The sequence below is a fragment of the Bernardetia sp. genome, from assembly GCF_020630935.1.
Classification (GTDB): domain Bacteria; phylum Bacteroidota; class Bacteroidia; order Cytophagales; family Bernardetiaceae; genus Bernardetia.
The window spans coordinates 1-11,034 of the sequence record NZ_JAHDIG010000099.1 but is presented as its reverse complement, the minus strand read 5'-3'; the positions used below and the strand labels follow the sequence as shown (position 1 = coordinate 11,034).

Genomic DNA, 11,034 nt, shown 5'->3' with positions numbered 1-11,034 from the left:
TTAAGAAAAATATAGGTAATTGTTTTTGTATTATCTTTCTTTGGTTCTCCAAAAATACACTTTTTTATTGCCAAAGTTTCCAAGAAATGAATAAAAAAATAGAGCTAATGTATGTCCAAAGGATAGCGAATATGATATGAATGCTAGTTTCAAAGCGTTTTTTTCGCCATAGCTCTGAGGAATAACCAAAAAACTGAACATACAAACGTAAGAGCCAAAATATTCCTAACCCTAGACAGATTTTATTTCCTAATGTAGTCTCTACAAGTTCTGTATAGGAAGTTACACACAAAATTCCATCCAAATAGCCAAAATAATTTCTGAAAATCCAATGAATTTGGTAAGATAAAAGGCACTTTCTGCATCTATAATATCTTGAAAAATAGTTTGGACAATAAGTTCATGACGAGGTACAAGGTGCAAAACTTTAGCAAAAAATCCATTTATGAGCCATACTAATCCAATGAAGTAAGTAAAAATATTTTTTTGAGAAAACATAGAAATTTTATTTTCATTTGCTTCAAATATAATTGAAACTATTAGCTTAAACAAAAACCGTTATCAACATGGATAACGGTTTTTAGTTATGACTACTTAAAATAAGTCTTTTCCAATATCCTTACGATAATATTTTCCATCAAAATGCACTAGCTCGGCTGCATGATTTGAGGCTGCAAGAGCTTCTTGTGCTGTTTCTGCTAAAGCTGTTAGGGCAATTACTCTACCTCCATTAGTAAGGGTTTGGCTGTCATCTTCTTTTGTTCCTGCATGAAAGGCAATGATATTTTTAGGAAGGTTTCCATGTCCTTTGATGAGTTTTCCATTTTCATACGCCTCTGGATAGCCTCCCGAAACAAGCATAATCGTAGTAGCAGCTTTCTTAGAGATTTTGAGCGTATGATTTCCCAATTCTTTTTTTGCTGTGGCATCCAACAATGCTAAAAAATCAGATTCTATGCGTGGCAAAACTACTTCTGTTTCTGGGTCGCCCATTCTAACATTGTATTCTAAAACGTAAGAAGTATCGCCCACTACCATTAAGCCAATAAAAATAAAACCACAATAGTCTATATTTTCATTTTGAAGTCCTTGTAGTGTAGGCTTGATAATTTTTTCCTCTGCGCTTTTGATAAATTCTTCTGTTACAAAAGGAACTGGCGAAACTGCTCCCATTCCCCCTGTATTTAGTCCTGTGTTTCCTTCACCAATTTGCTTGTAATCTTTTGCTTCTGGGAGTAAGACATAATTTTTTCCATCTGTCAAGACAAACAAAGACACCTCAATCCCATCTAAAAATTCCTCAATAACTACTTTACTACTTGCTTCTCCAAATTTCTCATCCAAAATCATCTCATTGAGTGTTTGGAGAGCTTCCTGCTTTGAATGAGCAATTACAACACCCTTTCCTGCTGCCAGTCCGTCAGCTTTCAAAACAATAGGTGTAGCCAAATTTTCTATGTATTGCTTGGCTTTTTCAATCGTTTCTTTTGTAAAGGTTTCCGATTTTGCTGTTGGAATATTATTCTTATTCATAAAATTCTTTGCAAAATCTTTACTTCCCTCTAGCTGTGCGCCCTGCTGATTTGCGCCAATGATTTTGATGTTTTTGAGTGAATTATCATTCTTAAAGAAATCTACAATTCCCTTTACCAAAGGCTCTTCATTTCCCACTACTACCATATCAATATCACTATCCTCACAAAAAGTAGCCAGACGCTCAAAATCTGTAGGCTTAATGGCAACATTTGTCCCTACTCGTGCTGTTCCAGCATTTCCAGTAGCGATATATAGGTTGTCGCAAAGTGAACTTTGAGCAATTTTCCAAGCAAAGGCGTGTTCTCTTCCTCCAGAACCAATAATTAAGACATTCATAATATAGTAGTGTTTGTTATTGGTAAAGATACCAACAATGGCTGTAGATTTTAATTAAAAAATGATAATTACAAAACTACGAAAAATAGCCTTTCAAAAAACTACAATTTTACTCCCAAGATAGTAATATCATCACGTTGTTTGTATTTGCCTTGATGAAGGTCTAAGATTTGTTCTAATTTATTTTTTTGTTCTGCTAGAGGCAGTGTGTGGAGTTGTTGTAAATATTCTTTAAGTTTTTGAGAGCCTATTTTCTGCTGCTCTTTTCCATTTTGGTCGGCATAACCATCTGTAGTGAGGTAGATTTTATCTCCTTTGGTAAGAATAATTTTATGATCTTCAAACGCTGTAGTTGCTCTTTCTTTTTTCTTTGTAATTCCACCCACAGAAAATTTACTTCCTCTTATTTCTTCAAAATTGTCGTCTTTAAGATAATATAAAGGACGTTTTGCACCAGCAAAAAGAATCTCAAATTGTTTTCTACCCGTAGAATGGTGAATGGAATCAACTTGTTTGATGGAACAAAGTGCTAGATCCATTCCGTCTCTATTTTGGGTTTGTCTTTGGCGTAGAGCCTCTTGCAAACGCTCGTCTAATCGCTTAATGATTTGAGAAGGTTTGGTGATAAGCTCTTTCGAAACAATTTCATTCAAGATAGCAAAACCAATAAGTGAAATAAATGCTCCTGGAACGCCGTGTCCTGTACAGTCCAACACAGCAACCAAAATAATGTCTTCTTGTGTAATTGGATCTGTAGTTTCATAAATCCAATAAAAATCCCCACTGACAAAATCACGAGGACGGAAAAGCACAAAAGAATCCTCAAACTGTGTTTGGACACGCTGCTTCATAGGCAAAATAGCCTTTTGAATGGTTTTAGCATAACGAACACTATCCGTAAACTGTGTGTTGGCTGTCTTGAGTTGTTGATTTTGTTTTTCTATATAATCACGTTGCGAAATAATTTCTTCTTGCTGTTGGTGTAATTCTTCGTTTTGAACCATTATCTCTTCCTGCTTCATAGTAATTTCTTTGGTTCGTTCTTTTACTTTCTGTTCCAAGAGTCTGTTTTGGTTTTCTAATATTCTAGCATTTTCTTTTTCTAGACTTCGCATTCTATATCCTAGACCCAAAGAGAAAATAAGAATTTCTGAAATTACGCCCACTTGTGCTACCAAATATACATCCCCTAAAGAATCTCCAAAAATGGAATTTAAAATATTAGATAAAAATGCCCCTCCCATAGCACATGCCGAACCGAGTAAAAAATACCTTACAATAATATCTGACCAATAATTTTTAGCCAGATAACCAATAAAAACCAAGTTCATCAGTAAGACAATTCCGTGTGCAGCTTTAGAAATTTTATCATACACAAAACTATTTTCTAATCCATAATTGATGATAATATAAGGAATCAGCATTCCAGCTGAAAAAATAATTCCGATATAGAAAAATCGTTTCCAGAATGTATTTAAAATTTTTTTAGGAAGAAAGGTCAGAATAAAAGAGAAAAAACCAATTGCTGTAATAGCAAGTCCAAACATTCGGAAAAGGAGCGAAAAATGAGGTTTTTCAGAAGAAAAATAATCTACTAACAGCCCAGAGTTTTGTAATGTGAAGAGTGAAAAACCAAAAAGATAGATAGAGTATGCTAAATACACTTTTTCTCTACTAGAAATAAACAAAAAGAAGTTGTAGAGCAGAATAATCCACAACATTCCTTGAAAAATAAGTTGGAAATCTACAGTCTGTCGACGTTCTTTTACATAAATTTGCTTGAAGTTTTTTTCATTCAAAACTTCCAAACCAGTAGAAATAGGATCTTTTCGACTACTAACAATTTCTACATAAAAGGGCTGATGATACACAGGAATTTGAATAGCACTAATGGCAATACTCAAGTCAAGCTGTTTTTGGGAACGAGGAACAAGACTACCAGCCAAAAAAACATTGTTTTCGTAATAGGCTTTTATTGAATCTATATTTTTATTAAAGTCAATAAACTTTTTTTCTGTGTTTGTAACTGTAATTTTGAGCCAAATTCTTTCTTGATAGGTCTTTGTATTCAAAGTATCTAAAGAAATTTTCTCAAAACAATTTTCTTTTAAGTCATTGATAGAAAAAATAGTATTGTCTTGACATACTTCGACTAAAAATCCACCAGTTGTGTTTTCTGTCTTTTTTTGTGCAAGAACAAGGTTTGAAGATAAGCTATCAAGAAGTAAAAATATAAACAAAACGCTTAAAAATCGTCTTGTAAAAAAGAGTTTTGGCAAAATTAGGACAAAAGTTTGTGTATATGTGTTTTGGTGGATTTAAGATACAAATATTTTAAGAAAATACAAGCTATTAACTCGCTTAAAATTAAAGTTTTAATCCTAAAATGGTAATATCATCACGCTGTTTGACTTTGCCTTGGTGCTTATCTAAAATTTCCTCAAATTTCTTTTTTTGCTCTGCAAAAGGTAAATGATGATAGTCATTGAAGTATTTTTTTAACTGCGCAGAGCCTATTTTTCTGTTATTTTCTCCATTTTGGTCTATAAATCCATCAGAAGAGAGATAGATTTTATCATTTTTAGAAAGAATAATAGTTTGTTCTTCAAAACTATGTTTTTCGACTATTCTTTTCTTTGTCATTCCTCCTATTGAGAGTTTGCTACCTCGTATTTCGCATAATTGATTGTCTTTTATGAAGTGAATCGGACGCTTTGCACCAGCAAATTTGATTTCATAATCTGCTAATTTATAAGAATTTGTTTTTTTGATGGCACACATCGCTACATCCATTCCATCTAAGTTGTGTTTTTGCTTTTGTCTTAGTGATTCTTGGATGCGCTCGTCAAGCCTTTTGAGTATTTTTGATGGAGAGGTTATATTTTCTTTCGCTACAATTTCATTGAGAAGCGCAAAACCAATCAATGAAATAAATGCACCTGGTACTCCATGTCCAGTACAGTCCAAAACGGCAATAAGTGTAGTGTCTTCTCCAGTTTGTTGGTCTTTGGTCTCATAAATCCAATAAAAATCGCCACTGACAATATCACGAGGACGAAAAAGCACAAAAGAATCTTCAAAATGTTGTTGGAAGCGTAGCTTCATAGGCAAAATCGCCTTCTGAATGGTTTTGGCATAGCGAATGCTATCTGTAAATTGTGTGTTGGCTGTTTTGAGTTGTTTGTTTTGAGTATCTATATAATCTCGTTGAGAAATAATTTCTTCTTGTTGTTGATGTAACTCTTCATTTTGAACTAATATTTCCTCTTTTTGCTTACTTATTTCTTGGGTTCGCTCTTGTACTTTTTGCTCTAATGTTCGATTTTGTTCTTCCAAAATTCTAGCATTTTCTTTCTCTAAATTTTTCATTCTATGCCCCAACCCTAAAGAGAAAATTAGAATTTCTAAAACACCTCCTATTTCTACAATAACTCCTGCTCCCTCTATACCAAAGGCTTGCAAAGCATTGAATATAAAAGCTCCCAAAACTAAAACTAAAGATGCTAATAGGTAGTATTTCGTCATTGTATCTGACCACCTTTTAACAGCCAAGTAAATTAAAAAAGATACTAAGCTGACCATCATTAAGGCATGGATAGTTTTGGAAAGTTTTGTGTATAAATCTAAATTATTTGTCCCATACATCACTGCAATATAGACAAGGGTCATGAAGGAGACAAAAATGATATAAGCGTGAAAAAACTTTTTCCAAAAACGCCCAAAAACTTCTTTTGGTAAAAACTCTAAAGTAAAATAAGCATGACCTAAAAAAGCAGCTGCCAATCCAAAAATACGTACCAAACTAGAAAAATAAGGATAATTTGGAATAATATAATCAGAGAAAAACCCACTATTTTGAGCATTGAAAATAGAAAATCCAAAAATATATATAGAGTAAGCTACATACACTTGCTCTTTTGTAGCTGCAAAAATGAATAAATTATAGAGCAAAATTATCCACAACATGCCTTGAAAAATGGAGTGAATAATGGTGTCTTGGTGATGAATAAAGACCTTGTTTTGTTCGAATTCTCTTTCCGTCAGTATTTCCAAATCAGCATTGATAGGAAGCTGCTGACTACTTACCAGTTCTATATAAAACGACTGACCATAATTATAATCTAATGGAACTTCGATAGCACTGATTTCCATACTTGAAAGAAGTTGCTTATCAGAGCGAGCCACCAAACGTCCAGAAAGAAATGTTTTGGCTTGCTCAGTAACAGGAAAAAAAACTTTGACAGAGTCTATTTTTTTGTTGAAAACAATAAACTTTTTCTTTTTATCTATTATCTCAACTTTAAGGAGAATATGCTCTTGATATTCTGTTTGATTGAGCGTTTGGAGGGAAATAGGCTGAAAACAAGAATTATCTATATTATTTTTTAATACTGCGAAAGAAGTAGGTTTATCTGCACAGATTTCTAAAGCCACAGGGTTTGGGCTATTACTATTTTGAGCAATAGTAGTAGAGCCAACAAGTAGAATATTCAATAAAAATAAGCTACAAAAAACGCAGATAAAGCGTTTTATAGGTTCAGAAACAGGCAAAATGAAAATGTAATTTTTGTGTTTGTGGTTTTGTGATAGAAATATACAAAAAAATACAAATAAAAAAGACATATTCATCTAATAAAATAGCGAATACGTCTTTTGAATGTTATTAAAAAATAAAATTTTATTTGGTAATTTGAACTTACAAAGGCTGATAATACGGACTTATCATAAAATAAACCATAACACCTGTAATAGCGACATACGTCCAGATAGGAAAAGTCCATTTTACAATCTTCTTGTGTTTATCAATTTTGCCTGTCCAAGCAAAATAAATTGCCCATAATACCAAAGGAACGACCACAATAGAAAGTAAGATATGTGAGCCTAATAAAACGTAATAAATATTTTTGACAATACCTTCTCCTCCAAAAACAGTATGAGGAACAGAGGCATGGTAAATAACGTAGGATACCAAAAACAAAGAAGACAAAACAAAAGCTGTCATCATAAGTCCTCTATGAAGTTTGATGTTTTTACTTTTAATAGCAAAAAAACCAGCAATCAAGCAAAGAGAAGTAAGCGAATTGAAAACAGCATTGATGTGTGGCAAAATACGAGTATTAAAGCCAAAATCAATCTTAGTTTCTATACTAGGAGAAAGTAAAATAGCTACTACTAAAGGAATAGCAATAGATAAAATACGAATTACCCATTTGATAGCTGGGTTAGTGCTAGAATTATTATTTGATGGAATAGTTGTATTCATTGTAATATAGTTTTATTATTAATCCTCTAATTGAAGAACTTGTATTTCATGAATGAGTTTATCTACTTCGTCTAGTCTTGTGCCGTTGTAATATCCTCTAATTTGCCCTTTTCTATCCACCAAAACAAAGCGTTCGGAATGGTCTATATTGACATAGGAATCTTTCTTTTGAGCAGGAAGAAAATAACTACATTTTGCTTGTTCAAAAATTTCTTCTTCTGTTCCTGTAAGGAAATACCATTTTGAATTATCTGCATCATAGCTTTCAGCATATTCTTTCAAAATTTCTGGAGTATCGTAGGTGGGGTCAATGCTATATGAAACGATTTTTATGTCTTTATCATCTTTGAAGGCTTCTTGTACACGTATCATTTGCGATGCCATTTTCGGACAAATATTTTGCGTACAGCGTGTCAAAATAAAATTAGCTACATAAATATTTCCTCTCAAATCTTTTTGAGTAATTTCTTTTCCTAACTGATTTGTAAGGTCAAAAGGCGTAGTTCGGTGTGTAGAATCTATAAAGTTAGGAGTACAACCCTTATATTCAACAAAAGAAGGGTCAAAATCTTCCATACGCATATCATACATAATTGGAAGTTTTTTATGCTTGGTTTCGCCTGTCATGAGAAAGAATATAAATACGGCAGGCAAGACTAAAATAATGAGTAGAATAGCTAAACTTTTATAATTTTTCTTGTTTGGAGATGTTTCTGACATAATGATTTTCGTATTCCAGTCTTTTAGACTGGTTGATAAAGTAAAAAACTATTTCAATCGTTGTGTCAGACTAGAAGTCTGACCTACAAGTAATATATTGCAAAACAAAAATGTTTCTTATAGTTCTACCAAAAGTAGAGGCTACAAGAAACATTTAGAAAATAGTATTGAACAGGCTTCAAATTACATTACCAATTCTGGAAAACGGATTCCAAAAATAGTAGTCCCTTCAATAAGCATTGCCAAAATCAGCCAACAAACAAAAACTACAGGAGCTATAATAGCAAAGATAAGATATTTTTGTTCGTGCTTGAGGTGCATAAATTCAGCAACAATATAACCAGCCTTTACAAGCGTAAGCAATATAAAGACTACATTTCTATAAATACTTGGTGCGATAGTAAAAGCAATTACGTATTCAATTGCCGTAACGACAGCTAAAATACCTGCTACCATCCAAATTTTCTTGATATTCTTAGCTCGTTGTTCCTTTGGGCTAAGAGATGAATCTACGTGAGCCATAATTTTATAGTTGTATGTAAATGATTGTATGGAAAAGCAGACTAGATGTAAGCCTGCTTTTCATTAATATTTTTTATACGAGATAGAAGAAGGTAAATACAAATACCCAAACTAAATCTACAAAGTGCCAGTAAAGACCTACTTTTTCTACCATTTCGTAGTGTCCTCTACGACGATACACTCCCATTACTACATTATAAAAAACGAGGATATTGAGAAGTACACCAATAAATACGTGGCAACCGTGGAAACCAGTAATAAAGAAGAAGAAGTCTGCAAAAAGTGGTGGTCCATATTGATTGATTGTTAGATTTGCACCAAATCCAGTAGTAGCAGCTACTTCGTCCATACTTGTAATAAACATTTCTGTTCCGTGGATAAAGTGAGACCATTCCCAAGCCTGACAGCTAAGAAACGCTATACCTCCCAAGATTGTCCAAAGCATCCATTTTTCTACTTCTGCTTGGCGTTCGTCTTCATTGAGAGCGTTACTGTGTCCTGCCTCAACAGCCAAAACCATCGTAACACTACTCATGATGAGGATAAATGTCATAATACCTACAAAAACCAATGGCAAGTCTGCACCGTGGAAGAAAGGCATTGAATTAAAGACTTTTTCTGGAATTGGCCAGTAGCTTTGTGAGAATACAAATTCGTCTGGACTTTTACCAAATGATGGGAAAGCAAAACGAGCTACTCCATACGAAATAAGAAAAGCTCCAAAAGTAAAAACATCGGAAAGAAGGAAAAACCACATCATGAGCTTTCCATAACTTGCCTTTAATGGTTCGTTTCCACCATCCCACATGCTGCGTACTGGCGCATTCATTTGAGGTTGAGTAGATTCTGCAATAACTTCTGCTGCCATTGTATAAGTTGTATATAGATTTTTGTAATAAGATTTTTTAATGAAATTAAAGCAAGACCTATTTTGCTTTGAAGCAATTAGGTTTGTCTTTGATTCAGTTTATTGTGTAAAATTAGTTAGAAAACTGCAAAATTCCTTATGTTAAAGCATTAAAATATAGATTTTTTTATGATAGATAAACAGAAAAATGTCTAAATTGTTGAAATTCAGTTTGTTTTGATTCATATTAGTCCCCATTTCAATTCAAAATTTTTCTCTTACAAAATATGCCTACTTCGAATTTAAAGAAAGTTTATGCGAAAAATATCACTCTTATTCGCTTTTTATTTAGCCTTTTGGTAAATGCGTTTACCTTTTTGGGAATTATTGTTTGGAAATGGAGTTTTTTTACTGTCATTTATTTGTATTGGGCAGAAGAAGTTATTAGAATTATTTTCAAGCTCATAGAAAACAAAGTTGCACATCAAAAAAACAAAAAAATCCCTCCTAAAGAAAGAACTATCTCTAATGAACAGCTACGTTATGAATACAAATCCACTAAAGTGATGCTCTTTCCCATGGCAATTTATTTTGTCTTTATCATCGTGATTGTCGGAATAATTGCTTCGCCAAATAGTGATGCCACCATAGATAATTTGAGGACTGTATTTTTCAAAAATATGGAGTTCAATCTCAATTTACTTTTGGCATTAATTAGTGAAATAGTTATTCTATTTTATCTATTCAATAAAAATGTGAAAAATAAATTTGAAAAACAAAGTGATAGCTTGGATTCTACAAGTCAATTAGATGCAGAAAAAGAATTTTTAAGAAAGCAAAGAGAAGAAGATGTGAAAAGCTATGCTCATCAGCACCAAGAAAAATACAACAATGGGAAAATCAACACTCAAAATCTACAGTTTTCTACACAAATGATAGTTTTGCATTTGTCTATTATCTTGGGAACATTTTTCTACTTTGCAGCCAATACAGACAAGTTGCCTATTCAAATCAATTTGGGAGTAGTAGGGCAGTTTGCTTTTGTAATTGTGTTTGCTGCCGTACAGACCATTGCTGAAGTACTGGTTTTTTTAAAGAAGGGAAAAGAAGCGTAAAAAACAAAAGCAGAGTAAATATACCCTGCTTTTTTATTATAAATAACCTTTTACAACATTTTTACTTATCCTTTAGAGTTTTTTTGTGAGTATGTTTTATATTCTTTCTCAGCCAGCTGAATCATCTCATCAAACATAGCAGACTTTTTATCTAAATTAGCTAGCTCTTTTTGTAAAAGCTGATTTTGTTTCTTTAATACATTTATTTCTATTTCTTGTTCTAGGAGACGTCTTTCTATATTTGTCATAACTGTTGCTTTTAAATATGAATAAATGGGAGTAATAATGGCTTTCTCTATGATTGATAATATAAAGGTAATTCCATGTTTTTATTCAAAAAAGGTCTCTTTAGTATCCGTATAAAAGCAAAAATAAACTGTTGGAAACAAAACAGTATTCGTATTTATCTTTTATTATTCGTTAGACATGTCTATTATAGGCAGTTTTAGAGAGACAGTAGTTCCCTTTGCGTGTTCTGAAAAAATTTGATAGTCTGTTGGTGTTTTGTATTTTTTAGATAATATCTCTAAACGCTCTTTGGCAATTTCTCCAGAGAGAGATTTATGTTTTTTATTTGAGTTATCATGTATGCCCACACCATTATCAATAATATCAATTTGTAGTTGACCTGTAGAGGTGAGTTCTGTTATTTTTATTTCAATATGCCATTCGCTCTCACCATCAAAACCGTGCAG

General features: G+C 32.8%; 12 protein-coding genes. 1 reads left to right on the top strand and 11 read right to left on the bottom strand.

All coding sequences use genetic code 11. The features are described from left to right. Positions 1-64 precede the first annotated feature (64 nt). From QZ659_RS19030 to QZ659_RS18990, 9 genes are all read right to left on the bottom strand, one after another. The gene (locus QZ659_RS19030) at positions 65-304 is read right to left on the bottom strand and encodes a hypothetical protein (RefSeq protein WP_291728391.1); all 240 of its coding nucleotides are present in this window, start codon (positions 302-304) and stop codon (positions 65-67) included. Further along, on the bottom strand, positions 283-498 hold the full coding sequence (locus tag QZ659_RS19025) for a DoxX-like family protein (protein WP_291728389.1): 216 nt from the start codon (positions 496-498) through the stop codon (positions 283-285). The genes QZ659_RS19030 and QZ659_RS19025 overlap by 22 nt, the downstream gene beginning before the upstream one ends. Positions 499-594: 96 nt before the next feature. Continuing rightward, positions 595-1,872, bottom strand: coding sequence for a phosphoribosylamine--glycine ligase (gene purD / locus QZ659_RS19020; RefSeq protein WP_291728387.1), 1,278 nt, complete (start codon positions 1,870-1,872; stop codon positions 595-597). A 101-nt stretch (positions 1,873-1,973) separates the two neighbouring features. Then, entirely contained in the window at positions 1,974-4,151 is a 2,178-nt protein-coding gene (locus QZ659_RS19015) for a 7TM diverse intracellular signaling domain-containing protein (protein ID WP_291728385.1), read from the bottom strand. Positions 4,152-4,239: 88 nt separating this feature from the next. Beyond that, entirely contained in the window at positions 4,240-6,366 is a 2,127-nt protein-coding gene (locus QZ659_RS19010; RefSeq protein WP_291728383.1) for a PP2C family protein-serine/threonine phosphatase, read from the bottom strand. 202 nt (positions 6,367-6,568) lie between these two features. Then, positions 6,569-7,135, bottom strand: a complete 567-nt coding sequence (locus tag QZ659_RS19005; protein WP_291728381.1) for a DUF420 domain-containing protein — start codon at positions 7,133-7,135, stop codon at positions 6,569-6,571. A gap of 18 nt (positions 7,136-7,153) precedes the next feature. Further along, positions 7,154-7,855 carry an SCO family protein gene (locus QZ659_RS19000; protein WP_291728379.1) on the bottom strand — a complete coding sequence of 234 codons (702 nt, stop codon included), beginning with the start codon at positions 7,853-7,855 and terminating at the stop codon, positions 7,154-7,156. 183 nt (positions 7,856-8,038) lie between these two features. Further along, complete coding sequence (locus QZ659_RS18995) at positions 8,039-8,377, bottom strand: cytochrome C oxidase subunit IV family protein (RefSeq protein WP_291728377.1); 339 nt, start codon at positions 8,375-8,377, stop codon at positions 8,039-8,041. A gap of 73 nt (positions 8,378-8,450) precedes the next feature. Next, positions 8,451-9,245 (bottom strand): cytochrome c oxidase subunit 3, encoded by a 795-nt coding sequence (locus tag QZ659_RS18990; protein ID WP_291728375.1) that lies wholly within the window; start codon positions 9,243-9,245, stop codon positions 8,451-8,453. Between the two features lie 266 nt (positions 9,246-9,511). On the opposite strand from QZ659_RS18990, the gene QZ659_RS18985 reads away from it, so the two are divergent. Beyond that, positions 9,512-10,339, top strand: a complete 828-nt coding sequence (locus QZ659_RS18985) for a DUF6498-containing protein (RefSeq protein WP_291728374.1) — start codon at positions 9,512-9,514, stop codon at positions 10,337-10,339. A gap of 65 nt (positions 10,340-10,404) precedes the next feature. On the opposite strand, the gene QZ659_RS18980 is transcribed toward QZ659_RS18985, so the two are convergent. Both QZ659_RS18980 and QZ659_RS18975 read right to left on the bottom strand, forming a co-directional pair. Beyond that, complete coding sequence (locus QZ659_RS18980) at positions 10,405-10,587, bottom strand: hypothetical protein (protein ID WP_291728372.1); 183 nt, start codon at positions 10,585-10,587, stop codon at positions 10,405-10,407. Positions 10,588-10,752: 165 nt separating this feature from the next. Next, positions 10,753-11,034: hypothetical protein (locus QZ659_RS18975; protein WP_291728370.1), on the bottom strand; the 282-nt coding region annotated here is incomplete at its 5' end.